We start from the raw sequence: 16,066 nt of genomic DNA, 5'->3' as shown, positions 1-16,066 counted from the left end.
TATGAAGTCGAACAAGAAGATGGGCCTGACGCGCACGGCACTGGCCCTCACCGTGGCGGGCCTCGCCGGCGCGGCCGGCGCGCAGATCTCCGACAACGTGGTCCGCATCGGCGTGCTCACCGACATGAGCGGCTCCTTCTCGCAGTTCTCCGGGCAGGGCTCGGTGGTCGCGGCGCAGCTCGCCATCGACGACTGCCTGGCCAACGAATGCAAGGGCCTCAAGATCGAGCTGCTGTCGGCCGACCACCAGAACAAGACCGACCTCGCGCTGGCCAAGGCGCGCGAGTGGGCCGACGTCAACAAGGTCGACGCCTATGCGGACATGGTGAACTCCGCCGTGGCCCTGGCCATGCAGAACCTCGCGGTGCAGAAGGACAAGGCGGCCCTCTTCGCCGGTGGGCCGGTGCGCCTGACCAGCGAGGACTGCCAGCCCGAGCGCTCGGTGCAATGGATGTGGGACACCTATTCCCAGACCGCCGCGGCGGTGAAGGGCATCGCCAAGCCGGGCCAGTCCTGGTACTTCGTCACCGTCGACTACGCCTATGGCAACGCCGCCGCGGCCGAGGCCCGCAAGCAGCTGGAGGCCCTGGGCGCCAAGGTGCTGGGGGAGGCCAAGCATCCGCTCAACAGCAGCGACATGTCGTCCCAGGTCATCGCCGCGCAGCAGTCCAAGGCGGACGTCGTCGCCTTCGTCAACTCGGGCGCCGATTCGGCCAACGCCATCAAGTCGGCCAAGGAGTTCCAACTGGGCAATGCGCAGTCGCTCGCAGCCTTCTTCCCGACCGTGTACGAGATCAAGGGCGTCGGCCTCGACCAGGCCAAGGGCCTGCGCTTTCCCGAGAGCTTCTACTGGGACATCGACGACGGCACGCGCCGCTTCGGCAAGCGCTTCATGGACGTCTACAAGAAGGGCCCGCCCTCGCTGACCCATGCGGGCGTGTACTCGTCGGTTTACCACTACCTCAAGGCCGTGGCGGCCACCAAGTCCGACGACGCCAGGACCGTCGTCAGGAAGATGCACGAGATCCCGATCAAGGACGACGTGGTGCGCAACGCGAAGCTGCGCGCCGACGGCCGCATGATCCACGACTACTACTACTTCCGTGTGAAGACGCCGCAGGAGTCGAAAGGGCCGTGGGATCTCTACGCGCTCGAGAAGACGCTGCCGGGCGAGGAGGTCTTCCTGCCGCAGAAGGACAGCCAGTGCAAGGTCTTCAAGACCGCATCGCGCTGAGCATCGCAGCGCCGGCCCACGAAGCAGCACTCCCATGACCCCTGACTCCGACCACGTCCTGGTCACCGAGGGCCTGACCAAGGCCTTCGCCGGCTTCAAGGCCGTCGACCAGGTCGACCTGCGCGTGCGCCGGGGATCGATCCATGCGCTGATCGGTCCCAACGGCGCGGGCAAGACCACCTGCTTCAACCTGCTGACGAAGTTCCTGGCGCCCAGCGCGGGATCGATCCGCTTCAACGGCGTCGACATCACGCGGGCGAAGCCGGCCCGCGTCGCCCGCATGGGCATGGTGCGCTCGTTCCAGATCTCCGCCGTCTTTCCGCATCTCACGGCCATGCACAACGTCCGCATCGGGCTGCAGCGCCGGCTGGGGCAGTCGATGCACTTCTGGCGCAGCGCCCGCTCGCTGTCGGTGCTCGACGAGCGTGCGATGGCGCTGCTCGACCAGGTGGGCCTGGCCGAGTTCGCACAGGTGCCCACCGTCGAGCTGCCCTACGGCCGCAAGCGCGCGCTGGAGATCGCGACCACGCTGGCCATGGAGCCCGAGGTCATGCTGCTCGACGAGCCGACGCAGGGCATGGGCCACGAGGACGTGGAAAGAGTCGCGCAGCTGATCAAGAAGGTGTCGGCAGGCCGCACGACCCTGCTGGTCGAACACAACATGGGCGTGGTGTCGACCATCGCCGACTGCATCACCGTCCTGCAGCGCGGAGCGATCCTCGCCGAGGGACCGTACGCGGCGGTGTCCAGCGATCCGCGCGTCATCGAGGCCTACATGGGCTCGGTGGAGACGGGACTCGACCATGCGCATTGAGAGGCCCGCCACGCCGCCCGCCATCACCGCGGCCAACGCGCAGGCGCCTGCGCTCGAGCTTTCCAGGCTGCAGGCCTGGTACGGCGAGTCGCACATCCTGCACGACGTCGATCTGCGGGTGAACCGCGGCGAGGTGGTCACGCTCCTGGGCCGCAACGGGGCAGGGCGCACGACGACGCTGCGCGCCATCATGGGCCTGACCGGTGCGCGCAAGGGATCGGTGCGCATCCACGGCCACGAGGTGGTGCACCTGCCGGTGCATCGCATCGCGCCACTGGGCGTCGGCTACTGCCCCGAGGAGCGCGGCATCTTCTCCAGCCTGTCGTGCGAGGAAAACCTGCTGCTTCCGCCGGTGCTCAAGGCCGGCGGTGCTGGCATGAGCGTGGAAGAGATCTACGAACTGTTCCCCAACCTCGCCGAGCGCCGCCACAGCCAGGGCACGCGGCTGTCGGGCGGCGAGCAGCAGATGCTGGCCGTCGCGCGCATCCTGCGCACCGGCGCCAACCTGCTGCTGCTCGACGAGATCTCGGAAGGCCTGGCGCCGGTCATCGTGCAGGCGCTCGCGCGGATGATCCTCATGCTCAAGCAGCGCGGCTACACCGTCGTGATGGTGGAGCAGAACTTCCGCTTCGCGGCGCCGCTCGCCGACCGCTTCTACGTGATGGAGCACGGCACGATCGTCAAGCACTTCGAGGCGCGCGACCTGGCCGCCAACAAGCCCGAGCTCGACACGCTTCTCGGCATCTGAGGGGGACTCACCATCATGACTTTCTTCGGCGTGTCGTCGCCGGCTTTGCTGTCGCAGCTGCTGCTCGGGCTGGTCAACGGTTCTTTCTATGCGACGCTGAGCCTGGGGCTGGCGGTCATCTTCGGCCTGCTCAACGTCGTCAATTTCGCCCACGGCGCCATGTTCATGCTGGGCGCGGTGCTGACCTGGATCGGGCTCGAAGAACTCGGGCTCGGCTACTGGTGGATGCTGGCCCTGGCGCCCTTGTGCGTCGGCCTGATCGGCGCCGCGCTCGAACGGGGCATGCTGCGCTTCGTCTACCAGCTCGACCATCTCTACGGCCTGCTGCTCACGCTCGGCATCACGATGGTCGTCGAAGGCCTGCTGCGAGCCCGCTACGGCGTCTCCGGCCTGCCGTACCCGACGCCGGAGGGGCTGGGCGGCGCCGTGCCGCTGGGCTTCATGGCGCTGCCCGCGTACCGGGCCTGGGTGGTGGGCGCGTCGCTGGCTGCATGCCTGGGCACCTGGTACCTGATCGAGCGCACGCGGCTCGGAGCCTACCTGCGCGCCGGCACGGAGAACCCGCGCCTGGTCATGGCCTTCGGCGTCAACGTGCCTTTGATGATCACGCTGACCTATGCGGCGGGAGTGGCCCTTGCGGCCTTCGCGGGCGTTCTGGCCGCACCCGTCATCCAGGTCTCGCCGTTGATGGGGCAGAACCTGATCATCGTGGTGTTCGCGGTGGTGGTCATCGGCGGCATGGGCTCCATCGCGGGCTCGATCGTCACCGGCCTGTCGCTGGGCGTCATCGAGGCGCTGACGAAGGTGTACTACCCGGAGGCCTCTTCGACGGTGGTGTTCGTGGTCATGGCCATCGTCCTGCTGCTGCGTCCGGCAGGCTTGTTCGGCAGAAAGAAGTAGGAGCGAGGACGATGAACAACAACAGGCTTCTGGCCACCCTGGCCGTCGCCGCGCTCGCGCTGGCGCCGTTCGCGGGTGCCTACCCGGTGTTCGTGATGAAGGTGATGTGCTTCGCGCTCTTCGCCAGCGCCTTCAATCTTCTCGTGGGGCATGCCGGGCTCCTGTCCTTCGGCCATGCGGCGCTCTTCGGCGGCGCCGGCTACGTGGCCGGGCATGCCATGAAGGCCTGGGGCGTGACGCCCGAGCTCGGCCTGGTGCTGGGCACCGCCACCGGCGCGCTGCTCGGCCTGGGCATGGGCCTGCTCGCGATCCGGCGCGAGGGCATCTACTTCGCCATGATCACGCTGGCGCTCGCGCAGATGCTGTACTTCGTCTTCCTGCAGGCGCGCTTCACCGGCGGTGAGGACGGCCTGCAGGGCATCCCGCGCGGCAGCCTGTTCGGCATCCTCCCGCTCGACGACGATCGAGTGCTCTACTACACGGTGCTGGCCATCGTCGTGGCCGCCTTCGCGCTGATCGTGCGCGTGGTGCACTCGCCCTTCGGCGAGATCCTCAACGCCATCAAGGAGAACGAGCCCCGCGCGATCTCGCTGGGCTACGACACCGACCGCTTCAAGCTGCTGGCCTTCGTGCTGTCGGCCGCCTTCTCGGGGCTGGCGGGCTCGCTGAAGGTGCTGGTGCTCGGCTTCGAGACGCTGACCGACGTGCACTGGTCCATGTCCGGCACGGTCATCCTGATGACGCTGGTCGGCGGCCTCGGCAGCCATGCCGGGCCGGTGATCGGCGCGCTGGTCATCGTCACGCTCGAAAGCAAGCTGGGCGACATCGGCGCCTGGATCGGCGATCTGACCGGCATCGCCTGGTTCCGAACCCTGAACGACTCGGTGACGGTGGCCATGGGCCTCCTGTTCATCGTCGTCGTGCTGTTCATGCGCAACGGCCTGGCCGGTGCGGCCGCGGACCTGGCGCGGCGAATGCGCCGTCATGCGCAAGCCCGCGGCGGCGCTGCCACGGTCGTCACGGAGACGGCGGCGTGATCGGGATCCCGGCTGGCGGCGGGCCCACGGACGAGGGCCTGCAGATCCGCCCACGGCTGCGCGCCGACACGGCGTCGCCGCGGCAAGGCGTGCCGTCGTTGTGGGCCGCGACTGCGATCCCCGGGACGCACGCGCCCGTGCTGGCAGGGTCGGTGAAGGCCGACGTGCTGGTGATCGGCGCCGGCTACACCGGCCTGTCCACCGCCCTGCACCTGGCGCAGCGCGGCGCCTCGGTCTGCGTGCTCGACGCGCGGCAGCCGGGCTGGGGTGCCTCGGGCCGCAACGGCGGGCAGGTCAATCCCACGCTCAAGCACGACCCGGACGAACTCGTGCGCCTCTACGGCGCCGCGCGCGCCGAGCCGCTGATCGATGCCGTGTCGCGCTCGGCGGACCTGGTGTTCGACCTCATCGACCGCCACCGCATCGACTGCCATCCGCAGCGGGCGGGCTGGCTCCAGCTCGGCTACTCCGAACGCGCCGTCGAGGCCATGCACGCGAGGGCCTCGCAATGGGCGCGGCGCGGCGTGCGCGTCGAGCTGCTCGACAAGGCGGCGGCGGCCGCCCGCGTCGGCACCGGCGCCTTCGAGGGTGGCTGGCTCGACGGCCGTGCGGGCACCCTGCAGCCGCTGTCCTTCGCGCGCGGGCTCGCGGCCGCGGCGCAGGCGGCGGGTGCCGCCCTTCACGGCGATACGCCGGTGACGAAGCTCGACCGCCAGGGTGCGCACTGGACGGCCCGCACCGCCGGCGGCGCCGCGGTCCATGCGCAACAGGTGGTGCTGGCCACCAACGGCTACACGGACGGCCTGTGGCCGGGCCTGGCGAGGACCGTGCTCGCGGCCAACAGCGCCATCGTCGCGACGCCGCCGCTGGGCGCGCTGGGCGAGAACATCCTGCCGGGCGGCGAGGCGGCCGCGACCTCGCAGCGTCTGCTGCTGTACTTCCGCAAGGATGCGCAGGGCCGGCTGCTGCTCGGCGGACGCGGCCACTTCGCCGACCCGCGCGGTGCGGCCGACTTCGCGCACCTGGAGCGCGCGGTCGAGCTGCTGTTCCCACAGCTGCGCGGCACCCGCTTCGACTACCGATGGGCCGGCCGGATCGCGGTGACGCGCGACTTCATGCCGCACCTGCACCAGCCCGCGCCCGGCATCACGATGGCCCTGGGCTACAACGGCCGGGGCATCGCGCTGGCCACCGCCATGGGCCGTGACCTGGCGGCACTGCTCTGCGGCGATCGCGCCCAGCCCTGTGCGTTCCCGATCACGCCGATCCAGCCCATTCCGCTGCACGGCCTGCAGCGCTTCTACGTGGCGGCGGGCGTGGCGTGGTACAGCCTGCTCGACAAGCTCTCGGGTTGAAAGCGAAGGCCGTCAGGGCGCGTAGCCCATGCCTTCGAGCAGCCCGACCAGCCAGTCGTGGAACTGCCGGAAGTCCTCGCTCGTGGCCACCTGCCTGCGCGCGAGCAGGTGGTAGGGCTTCGTCCCCATGTAGGGCTGCTCGCTGACGCGCACGATGGTGCCGGCCCGCACGTGCTGGTCGGCCACGTACTTGGGCAGCAGCGCGACGCCGTAGCCGCTGATCACGGCCTGCGCGCTGGTGCTCAGCAGCGAATGGATGCTCGCCACCCGCTCGGGCGAGAAGGCCAGCCCGAGCGAGGCGAAGTACGCGGGCCAGGCATCGGCCATGTTGGCGACGCCGATCAGCTTGCATTGCATGAGCGTCTCGGGCCCGGGCGGGGCGCCCGCCGCCAGCAGCGACGGCGCGACGTAGGGATAGAGCGCCGGCGTGAACAGCCGCTCCGAGGCGTAGGCATTCGAGCGGCTGGTGCCGGAGATCACGGCCGCATCGAGGCCTTCTGCGTCCAGGTCCACATCGCCCACCCGCGTGATCAGGTTGACCTGGTGCGAGGGATGGGCCTCGAGAAACGCGCCCAGGTGCGGCGCCAGGATCTCCATGCCGAAGCTTGGCGGCACCGAGATGTTGAGCATGCTGCGCGTCTGCGCGCGCGCTTCGACGAAGGCGTCCGCCAGCGCGCCGACCAGCGGCGACAGCCGCTCGTACAAGGCCTGCCCGAAGGCGGTGGGCTGCAGGCCCTGCGGACTGCGGTTGAACAGGCGCGAGCCCACGAACTTCTCGAGTTCCTGCACCTGCTTGCTCACCGCGCCCTGCGTGAGGAACAGATCCTCCGACGCCGCCGTGATGCTGCGCAGCCGCATCACGCTCAGGAAGGCCTCGATGTTCGCGATCGGCGGCAGGCGGCGCTTGTTCGAGACCTTCATTTCCGGCAGGAATGGGGGTGTGAAAAAGGATGGATTGACCGACTTCGAGGCGAATTCGTCCAATGCCTGCAACGAACTCAACCCACTCAGGAGATGCAGATGACGTTGTTGCTGGAGAAGAATTCCTCGATCGGATGGTCGCAGAAAAAGCACCCGGACGGCTGGGGCGCCGCCGACTTCAGCCGCGAGCGCTTCGGCCAGCGGCTCAGTGAAGCAGCGCTGCGCGACATCGCCGGATGCCTGGCGCGCGTCAAGGCCCAGGGCCGCCGCTTCGACCAGGTCACGCGCGAGGACTTCTCCACCCCCGCACTCGACGCCGAGCTCGCCCAGACCCTGCAGCGCCTGCGCGGCGGCGACGGCGCGGTGCTGATGCAGGGCCTGCCGGTCGGCCCCTACAGCGATGCCGACCTCGAGATCATCTACTTCGGCCTGGGCATGCATTTCGGCAATGCCGTGTCGCAGAGCTCCGGCGGCGACGTGCTGGGCCACGTCGCGGTGCGCGACCGCAAGAGCGCGCGCGGCTACACCAGCGACCGGCAGCTGGAGCTGCACACCGATTCGGCCGAGATCATCGCGCTCCTGTGCGTGCGCAAGGCCGTCTCGGGCGGCGAGAGCGCGCTGGCCAGCGCCCTCCGGATCCATTCGATCATCCGGCGCGAGCGGCCCGACCTGCTGGAAGTCCTGGTGCGCGGCTTCCCCTACCACCGCCGCGGCGAGGCGGCTCCGGGTGCCGACGAGATCACGCCCTACGACGTGCCCGTTTTCTCCGAGGTGCAGGGCCTGGTCAGCTGCCGCTACGTGCGCGAGATCATCGAGGTCGCCAAGCGCGACCTGCAGGTGCCGCTGACGGAGCGCGAGCTCGAGGCGCTGGACTTCTTCGACGAGGTGGCCAACCGGCCCGAGGTGCGGGCGGAGTTCCAGCTCGAGCCCGGCGACATTCTGTGGATGAACAACTACGAGCTGCTGCATGCCCGCACCTCCTTCGAGAACCATCCCGACCCGGCCCAGGGCCGGATGCTCTACCGCCTGTGGCTGCAGGACTTTCCCTCGCGCCCGATGAAGAAGGAGATGCTGGTCTACGAGAACGCGCATGGCCGCCAGGGCATCGACCCGCAGGCCGGCCGGCCGGTGGGCCTGGCCAGGTATTCGACCAGCAACCACTGAGCGCCATGCCCGAGCAATGGATCAACCCGGTCGCCTGGGCGCCGAAGCTCATCGACCAGCTGATGGGCCGGGGCTGGAAGACCTTCCAGCTCGACCTGGAAGGCGGCCTGCTGTCCGACGACACCATCGGCTGGGCCATCGGCTTCGTGCAGGCGCGGGGCGCGGAACTGGTGGCCCGGGTGCCGGCCGACCAACTGCCCCTGATGCGCCAACTCGCCAGGCACGGCGTGGGTCGCTTCCTCGTGCCGGGCTGCGCCGACGCGGTCGAGGTGGAAGCGCTGGCCCGGGGCCTGCGCGCGCAGGCGCCATCGGCGCGCATCGTCGCGATGATCGAATCGCTCAGCCTGATGCGCGAGGTGCCGCAGATCGCGCGCGTGGAGGGTGTCGGCGGCGTGCATTTCGGCCTGGTCGACCTGTGCAGGGAGATGGGCATCGCCCGCTGGCGCGACGCCGACCAGCTGCCGCGCGAGGTGCTCGACCGGGCCGGCGAGGCGCGCGCGCTCGGCCTCACGGCCGGCAGCTACATGCTGCCTGCATGGCGTGGCACCCCATGGCCAGCGCACTTCGACGTGCTCTCGCACCTGCTGGCCGAGTTCGCCGTTCCCGGCAGCGCGGCGGCCCCTCGTTCGAATTGATGGAGACATGAAGATGAAGATCAAGACATGGAGCGCCCTGGCGATGGCGCTGTGCATCGCCGCATGCCCCGCGCTGGCGCAGGAACGCGACTTTCCGACCAAGCCGATCAAGATGATCGTGCCCTTCGCGCCCGGCGGCCCTGCAGACATCGTGGCGCGCATCGTGGCGGACCAGCTCTCGCACAAGCTGCGGCAGCCCGTGATCGTCGACAACAGGGCGGGCGCCGGTGGCGCGGTCGGCGCCGAGGCCGTCGCCGCCGCGGCGCCCGACGGCTACACCATCGGCGTCGCCTCGGTGTCGACGCACGTGGTCAACCCGTCCTGCAACCCGAACCTCAGGTACGACCCGGTCAGGAGCTTCACGCCCATCGCGATGGTGGCCGACATGCCCAACATCCTGGTCGGCCGGCCGGGGCTCGCCGCCGATTTCAATGCTTTCCGCGATGCCGCGCGCAAGCGTGGCGATGCGAGCAACTACGGCACGCCCGGCAACTGCTCGCTCGGCCACGTGGTGCTGGAGCACATCAACCAGGAACTGGGCGGCCACCTGGTGCACGTGCCCTACCGCGGCTCGGCCCCGGCCGCGACCGACCTGGTGGCCGGCACGCTGGACTTCATGAGCGACAGCGCGGCACTGCTCAGGCCCTACATCGACGCGGGCAGGATGAAGCCGCTCGCCGTGGCCTGGCCGACGCGTCTGCCGGGCCTGAAAGACGTGCCGACCTACGCCGAACTGGGCCTGCCGGCCTTGAACATCACGATCTGGTACGGCCTGGTCGGGCCGGCCGGCCTGCCGGGCGCGGTGCTCGCGAAGTACGAGGCCGCCGTCGCCCAGGGCATGGCGGACCCGGCGCTGCAGGCGCGCTTCGAGAAGGTGGGCATGGTGGCGGTGCAGAACTCGTCGTCGCGGCAGTTCGGCGCTTACCTGGGCGAACGCTTCCGCAAGGAATCGCAGTTCATCCGCGAGCGCAAGATGTCGGCCAACTGAGGGCATGGGCGGAGGCGCCGGCGTCCGCCTGCCCTGGAGGTTCGCTTCGGCGTGCGCGGGCCGCGATTCGCGCTCGCTCCGCCGGCCCCCGCATGGCATCATCGGCGGCCTGTGTGAATCACCACTCCCCGGGGATGCAGCGGACATGGCCGAGCCGTCGAGCGGTCCTGTCGAACAGGCCTACCTGTTCGGCCCCTTTCGCCTCCTGCCTGCGCAGCAGTTGCTGCTGGAGGGCAGCGCACCGGTGCGCGTGGGCAGCCGGGCGCTGGAGATTTTGAACGCGCTGGTCGAGCGTCCCGGCGAGCTGGTGCCCAAGAAGGAGCTGATGGCGCGCGCCTGGCCGCGCACGGTCGTCGAGGAGAGCAACCTCAAGGTCACCGTGGCGGCCCTGCGGCGCGCGCTGGGCGACGGCCGGGGGGGCCAGCGCTACGTGGTCAACATCCCGGGGCGCGGCTACCGTTTCGTGGCGCCGGTCCTGCGCATGGATGCAGGCGAGAGCGGCGCGCACGGGCTGGCACCGGGCGAATGCAACCTGCCCTATGGGGCGGCCCGCGTGTTCGGCCGCGGCGAGGTCGTGTCGGCCCTGGCCGCCATGCTGCCGCAGCGACGCTTCGTGTCCATCGTGGGGCCGGGCGGCATCGGCAAGACCACCGTTGCCGTCGCGGTGGCAGAGGCCCTGAGCGCGACCTGCGAGCACGGCGCGCACTTCGTCGACCTCGCGCCCCTGCTCGACGCGCGCTTCGTGCCCGTGGCCATCGCCAAGGCGCTCGGCGTGGCGATCCATTCCCGGGACGCGCTGCCCATCCTCCTCGGCGCGCTGCGCGACCGCCGCATGCTGATCGTGCTGGACAGCTGCGAGCACGTGCTGCACGCCACCGCCGCATGGATCGAGCAGATCCTGGCCGCGGCGCCCGGCGTCCTGGTGCTCACGACCACCCGCGAGCCGCTGCGCGCGCGCGCGGAGACGGTGCACCGCCTCGCGGCGCTGGGCGCTCCGCCGCCATCGGATGGCCTGACGGCCAGCGATGCACTGGCCTTCCCGGCGGTGGAGCTTTTCGTCGAGCGCGCCTCGGCCTGCCTGGAGAGCTTCAGCATGTCGGACGCCGAGGCCCCGCTGGTGGCCGACATCTGCAGGAAGCTCGAAGGCATCCCGCTGGCCATCGAGCTGACCGCCACGCGGGCCGATGCGTTCACGCTCCGGGAGCTGTCGGCCCTGCTGGACAACCGCTTCCGTCTCCTCGCGCTGGACCGGCGCGGCGCCTCCTCCCGGCACCGCAGCCTGGCCGCGGCGCTCGACTGGAGCCACGAGCTGCTGCAGGAAGGCGAGCGCACGGTGCTGCGCCGGCTCTCGGTCTTCGCCGGCACCTTCACCCTGGCCTCGGCCGAGGCGGTGGCCGGCGGCGATGCCGACATGGCGCTCGCCCTCGAAGGCCTGGTCGCCAAGTCACTCGTCTCTGCCGACGTGAGCGGCGCCGCCGTCCGCTACCGGCTGCTGGACACCATGCGCGCCTACGCGGCGCAGAAGCTCTCCGAAAGCGGCGAGCTGACCGACCTGCGCCGGCGCCACGCACAGCACCTGCTGGACGTGCTCGCCGGTGCGGAGCTCGAATCCGACCGGCGGCGCAGCGCCGACTGGGCCGATGACCATGGACGGCACATCGACGACGTCCGCAGCGCGCTGGCCTGGGCCTTTTCGGTCGAGGGCCGGGTCGAACTCGGCATCCAGCTCACGATCGCGGCCATTCCGCTGTGGACCCAGCTCTCCCTGCTCGACGAGTGCCGCTTGAACGTCGAGCGGGCCCTGGCCTCCGAGCGGCAGGGCCCTCCGCTGGAAGCGACGGGCCGCATGAAGCTGTGCGCGGCCCTCGGGCCGGCACTGCTCTACACCCAGGGCCCGCAGCCGAAGGCCGAAGTTCTGCTGAAGGAAGCGCTGGCCATCGCCGACGGCGCCGGCGACGTCCGCTACCAGTTGCGGATGCTGTGGGCACTGCCGGTGTACCTGGTCTTCGCCGGCAACTACCGCGCGGCGCTCGGCTACCTGCGCCGGTTGCGGACCGTGGCGCGGCGCCACGGCGACAGCGTCGACCAGCTCAGCGCCGAGCGGCTGATCGCCACCGTGCTGCACTACTTCGGCCGCCACCCCAGCGCGCGGCAGCGCCTCGAGCAGGCCCTGCCGCGCTACGCGGGGCCGGCACGGCAGTCGCACATCCTGCGCTTCCAGTTCGACCAGCGCGGCGCGGCGCGGGGCACCCTGGCGAACGTGCTGTGGCTGCAGGGGCATGCCGAGCAGGCCGAAGGCATGGCCGCCCTGGCGCTGGAGGACGCTCGCGAGTCGCACCATCCACTGTCCCTCTGCAGCGCGTTGGGCAACACCGCCTTGCCGATCGCCTTCTGCATGGGCGATCTCGCCGCGGCCGGGCGCCATCTGCGCCAGCTGCGGGAGCACCTGGAGCGCAATGCCCTGGAGGTCTGGCGCTCGCGCGCCGACTTCCTGGAAGGCATGCTGATGGCCGAGCGCGGCGACGCAGAAGGTGCGGACCGGATGGCCGATGCGCAGGGCCGCCTGGAGGCCACGGGCTTCCTGCTGCGACGCTCCTTCTACCTGTGCGCCCTGGCGCGGGGATGGATGCTGGCCGGCCGGCGCCCGCAGGCGCATGCCGTCGTCGACGAGGCGCTCGCATGGTGCGGACATACCGGTGAACGCTGGTACCTGCCCGAGGCCTTGCGCCTGAAGGGCGAGCTTCTGCGCGCAACGGGCGGCAGCGCGGCCCTCGGCGAGGCCGAACAGTGCCATCGGCAGGCGATGGACATGGCCCGGCGCCAGGGTGCGCTTGCCTGGACCCTGCGCTCGGCGACCAGCCTCGCCGAGCTGTGCGTCGAGCTCGGCCGGCAAGAGGAGGCCGCGCAGCTGCTCGATCCGGTGATCCTGCAGTTCAGCGAGGGCTTCGCTACTGCCGACATGGTCCGGGCCAGCCAGCTCGCGTCACGCCTGCGCGTCTCGCGAGCCGCCTGAGAGCCCGAGAGTCTTTGGCCCATGCCAAGAAAACTCTCAGGCTCTGATTTCAATTGCTGCTGGACATCCGCCGCTCGCGGATGAACTGCGACTCGCGGCGGTAGCGTTCGCGCAGGAAGGCGTCGAAGGCCTGCGGAGTCGACTGCTGCACCGGCGTGACGCCGGCCTTCTCGAAGCGCGACCGCAGCGCCGGATCGGCCATGCACTGGGCGACAGCCTCCTCGTATTTCGCGAGCACCGTGCGCGGCAGGCCGGCCGGCCCGACCAGGCCGTACCAGATCGTGATGTTCAGGGCCGGCAGGCCGAGTTCGGTGTAGGTCGGCACGTCCGGCAGGCCGGGCAGGCGCGCGGGCCAGGCCACCGCCAGCGGCTGCATCCGGCCGGCCTCGATGTAGGGGCCGAGCAGCGCCGGGCTGTCGCTCATGAAGTCCACCCGGCCGGCCACCATGTCGGCGGCGGTCGCCGCGGAGCCCCGGTAGGGCACGGCGACCAGTGTCCCGTCCAGGGCGTGGTTGAGATGCTCCAACACCAGATGCCCGAGCGTGCAGTTGCCGGGGATGCCGTAGTTGTGGGGGGCACCCCGGTTGCGTGCCGCTTCCCGAAAGGCGGCGAAGTCCGCCGCCAGTCCCGGGCGGCCGACCAGGATGGTGGGCATGTCGGCCACCATCGCGATCGGAGTGAAGCTCCGGACCGGGTCGTATCTGAGGTGCGGATTGCAGCCGGGGCCCACCACGTGTGTCGACACGGCCGCGATGCCGATGGTGTAGCCGTCGGGCGCGGCGGCCGCGATGGCCTCGGCGCCCAGCGCGCCGCCGGCGCCCGCGCGGTTGTCGACGACCACCGGCTGGTGCAGCCGGTCGGACATCTGCTCGGCCAGGATGCGCGCGACGGCATCGGCCGCGGCGCCGGGTGCGAAGGGCAGGATCAGCCGGATCGGCCGGCTCGGGAAGCCGCCCTCCTGGGCGGGCGCCGGATGGGCGATCGCGCTCAGGGCGACGGCCAGGACAAACGCGCAGATGGTGTGGATCTTCATCATGAGTTCGCCGGGGGAGCGCGTCATTGTGATGCTCGCGCCGCAAGAACGCGGCCGCGGAAATGGCGGGACAGCACACGGTTATCGCGTCCGGAACACCACCATCTTCTGGCTGCTCATGTCCTGCATCGTCCAGGGAATGCCGCCGATGCCGAGGCCCGACTCGCGGCGCCCCGCGAAGGGCATCCAGTCCGTGCGGAAGGCCGTGTGGTCGTTCACCATCACGGCCGAGGCGTCCAGCCGCTCGGCGGCGAGGAGCGCCGCCTGCAGGTCGTTGCCGAAGATGCTGGCCTGGAAGGCGGTGGGCAGGCTGTTGGCCGCCGCGATGGCCTCTTCCAGTTCGGAGAAGGCATACACGCAAGTCGTGGGCCCGAACACTTCGAGCGTCGACACCTTGGCGTTCGGCGATGGCTCGACGAGCACGGAGGGCAGCAGCGTGGTTTCGCAAAGACGCCCTCCGCCGATCAGCGTCGCGCCCGATGCCACCGCCTCCTCGATCCACTGCTCGACGCGCGTGACCTGCTCCGGCGAGATCAGCGGGCCCAACTCGGTCGACTCCAGCACCGGATCGCCCGCGCGCAGCGCCAGCACCCGGGCAGCGAATCGCTCGAGGAAGGCATCGCGCAAGCTCCGGTGCACGAAGATCCTCTGCGTCGAGACGCACACCTGTCCCGCGTGGTAGTAGCTCCCCTTGGTCAGCGGCTCCAGCAGCCGGCCCAGGTCGGCCGAGCGGTCGATCAGGCAGGGTGCGGCGCCGCCGTGCTCCAGGGCGCAGCGCGTGCCCGGCGGCAGCATCGAGCGCAGGTGCCATCCCACCCGCGCCGAGCCGATGAAGCTCAGGAAGGCCACGCGCGGGTCCGTCGCCAGGGCCTGGGCGAGCGCCGTGTCGCTGGAGAGGAAGACCTGGCACCAGCCCTCGGGCAGCCCGGCCTGTTCGAGCAGGTCCGCCAGATCGAGGCAGCTCAGGGGCGTGGCCGGGGCCGGCTTCACGATGACGGGGCAGCCGGCGGCCACGGCCGGGACCACCTGGTGGACGACGAGGTTGAGCGGATGGTTGAAGGCGGAGATCGCCACCACGACGCCGATCGGCTCGCGGAACGTGAACGCGCGCCGGTCGGCGCTCGCCGCCGTCAGGCCCATGGGGATCTCGCGGCCGCCGTCGGTGCGCAGGACGTCGACCGCGTGGCGGATGCCGTCGACCGCGCGGTCCACCTCCGCCAGCGCGTCCATGAGCGGCTTGCCTCCTTCCAGGCAGATCTGCCGGGCCAGGTGCACGCGCTTGCCTTCGACCAGCGGCACCAGCCGGCGCAGGATGCCGATCCGTTCGTGCGGCGGGAGCCAGCGGTCCCGATCGGCATGGCGCTGCGCCGCAACCGCGAGCTTGCGCTCCAGCGACGCGGCATCGTCTTCGGGCAACTCGGCCATGCTGGAGCGGTCGAACGCGCGCCGGACGATCATCATGCTCAGTCCTCCTCGAACGAGATCGAGGGCAGCACCGGCAGGCCTTCGAAGAACGTCATGCGCAAACCCCTCGGCTTCGCACGGGCAGCATCGCATGCGTCCGCGCTTGCGTGCAGGACGATAGCCCGGATTCGTCGCGCTGTTGTGCGCCCCGCGGCTCAGCAGTTGCTAGTCCTTTGTGATGAGGGCGGGGTCGGCTCAACGGCGGTGAAGCGAGACGTTCCAAGTGCCGAAGACAGGCCGCGTGCCCCGGTCGATAGTTGCGCAAACCCGGTCCAGGAGGCCCCGCTCCATGTCGTACAAGCTCAGGATCAATGGCCAGTCCCACGTGGTCGACGTGGACGGCGACACGCCCCTGCTGTGGGTGCTGCGCGACGTCATCGGCCTGACCGGCACCAAGTTCGGTTGCGGCATGGCCTTGTGCGGTGCATGCACGGTGCACGTCAACGGCAATCCGACCCGCTCCTGCTCGACGGCCGTCGAGTCGGTGGGCGACGCGTCGATCACGACCATCGAGGCGGTCATCAAGACGCCCATCGGCCGCCGGGTCCAGGCCGCGTGGCTCCAGCAGGAGGTGCCGCAGTGCGGCTACTGCCAGTCGGGGCAGATCATGTCGGCCTGCGCGCTGCTGCGGCAGGTGCCGCGGCCGAGCGCCGCGGACATCGACGCGGCGATGTCCGGCAACCTGTGCCGATGCGGCACCTACCCGCGCATCCGCTCGGCCATCGCGCTGGCCGCGGGCGGCCCGGCCAGGAGCTGAGCG

14 protein-coding genes are annotated in these 16,066 nt (G+C 70.4%); 11 read left to right on the top strand and 3 right to left on the bottom strand.

What is annotated here, in order from left to right; all coding sequences use genetic code 11:
• Position 1 precedes the first annotated feature (1 nt).
• Genes A8M77_RS10355 through A8M77_RS10330 form a run of 6 tightly spaced genes read left to right on the top strand, consistent with a single transcriptional unit; the run spans position 2 to position 6,088 of the window.
• The gene (locus A8M77_RS10355) at positions 2–1,234 is read left to right on the top strand and encodes an ABC transporter substrate-binding protein (protein WP_086921473.1); all 1,233 of its coding nucleotides are present in this window, start codon (positions 2–4) and stop codon (positions 1,232–1,234) included.
• A 34-nt stretch (positions 1,235–1,268) separates the two neighbouring features.
• Entirely contained in the window at positions 1,269–2,048 is a 780-nt protein-coding gene (locus A8M77_RS10350; protein WP_086921472.1) for an ABC transporter ATP-binding protein, read from the top strand.
• Positions 2,038–2,796: an ABC transporter ATP-binding protein gene (locus A8M77_RS10345; protein ID WP_086921471.1), complete on the top strand. Its 759-nt coding sequence runs from the start codon at positions 2,038–2,040 to the stop codon at positions 2,794–2,796. Before A8M77_RS10350 ends, A8M77_RS10345 begins: the two co-directional genes overlap by 11 nt.
• A 15-nt stretch (positions 2,797–2,811) precedes the next feature.
• Positions 2,812–3,696 (top strand): branched-chain amino acid ABC transporter permease, encoded by an 885-nt coding sequence (locus tag A8M77_RS10340; protein WP_086921470.1) that lies wholly within the window; start codon positions 2,812–2,814, stop codon positions 3,694–3,696.
• Between the two features lie 11 nt (positions 3,697–3,707).
• On the top strand, positions 3,708–4,733 hold the full coding sequence (locus tag A8M77_RS10335; RefSeq protein WP_086921469.1) for a branched-chain amino acid ABC transporter permease: 1,026 nt from the start codon (positions 3,708–3,710) through the stop codon (positions 4,731–4,733).
• 56 nt (positions 4,734–4,789) lie between these two features.
• Positions 4,790–6,088, top strand: coding sequence for an NAD(P)/FAD-dependent oxidoreductase (locus A8M77_RS10330; protein WP_086921533.1), 1,299 nt, complete (start codon positions 4,790–4,792; stop codon positions 6,086–6,088).
• A 12-nt stretch (positions 6,089–6,100) separates the two neighbouring features.
• Here A8M77_RS10330 and A8M77_RS10325 read toward each other — a convergent pair whose 3' ends face one another.
• Positions 6,101–7,009 (bottom strand): LysR substrate-binding domain-containing protein, encoded by a 909-nt coding sequence (locus tag A8M77_RS10325; protein WP_143694576.1) that lies wholly within the window; start codon positions 7,007–7,009, stop codon positions 6,101–6,103.
• Between the two features lie 99 nt (positions 7,010–7,108).
• On the opposite strand from A8M77_RS10325, the gene A8M77_RS10320 reads away from it, so the two are divergent.
• The 4 genes from A8M77_RS10320 (at position 7,109) to A8M77_RS10305 (ending at position 12,809) form a co-directional block, all read left to right on the top strand.
• The gene (locus tag A8M77_RS10320) at positions 7,109–8,173 is read left to right on the top strand and encodes a TauD/TfdA family dioxygenase (protein ID WP_158100910.1); all 1,065 of its coding nucleotides are present in this window, start codon (positions 7,109–7,111) and stop codon (positions 8,171–8,173) included.
• A 5-nt stretch (positions 8,174–8,178) separates the two neighbouring features.
• Positions 8,179–8,808: an aldolase/citrate lyase family protein gene (locus A8M77_RS10315; RefSeq protein WP_086921466.1), complete on the top strand. Its 630-nt coding sequence runs from the start codon at positions 8,179–8,181 to the stop codon at positions 8,806–8,808.
• A 13-nt stretch (positions 8,809–8,821) separates the two neighbouring features.
• Positions 8,822–9,796 carry a tripartite tricarboxylate transporter substrate-binding protein gene (locus A8M77_RS10310; RefSeq protein ID WP_158100909.1) on the top strand — a complete coding sequence of 325 codons (975 nt, stop codon included), beginning with the start codon at positions 8,822–8,824 and terminating at the stop codon, positions 9,794–9,796.
• Positions 9,797–9,941: 145 nt separating this feature from the next.
• Positions 9,942–12,809: an ATP-binding protein gene (locus A8M77_RS10305; protein WP_158100908.1), complete on the top strand. Its 2,868-nt coding sequence runs from the start codon at positions 9,942–9,944 to the stop codon at positions 12,807–12,809.
• 49 nt (positions 12,810–12,858) lie between these two features.
• Here A8M77_RS10305 and A8M77_RS10300 read toward each other — a convergent pair whose 3' ends face one another.
• Positions 12,859–13,869 carry a tripartite tricarboxylate transporter substrate-binding protein gene (locus A8M77_RS10300; protein ID WP_086921463.1) on the bottom strand — a complete coding sequence of 337 codons (1,011 nt, stop codon included), beginning with the start codon at positions 13,867–13,869 and terminating at the stop codon, positions 12,859–12,861.
• Between the two features lie 54 nt (positions 13,870–13,923).
• Complete coding sequence (locus tag A8M77_RS10295; protein WP_086921462.1) at positions 13,924–15,303, bottom strand: aldehyde dehydrogenase family protein; 1,380 nt, start codon at positions 15,301–15,303, stop codon at positions 13,924–13,926.
• A gap of 292 nt (positions 15,304–15,595) precedes the next feature.
• On the opposite strand from A8M77_RS10295, the gene A8M77_RS10290 reads away from it, so the two are divergent.
• A complete protein-coding gene (locus tag A8M77_RS10290; protein WP_086921461.1) occupies positions 15,596–16,063 on the top strand; it encodes a (2Fe-2S)-binding protein in 468 nt (155 codons plus the stop codon).
• Positions 16,064–16,066 lie beyond the last annotated feature (3 nt).

It is taken from the genome of Variovorax sp. JS1663 (assembly GCF_002157355.1).
GTDB lineage: Bacteria > Pseudomonadota > Gammaproteobacteria > Burkholderiales > Burkholderiaceae_C > Variovorax.
This window is presented reverse-complemented; position numbering and strand designations above follow the sequence as displayed.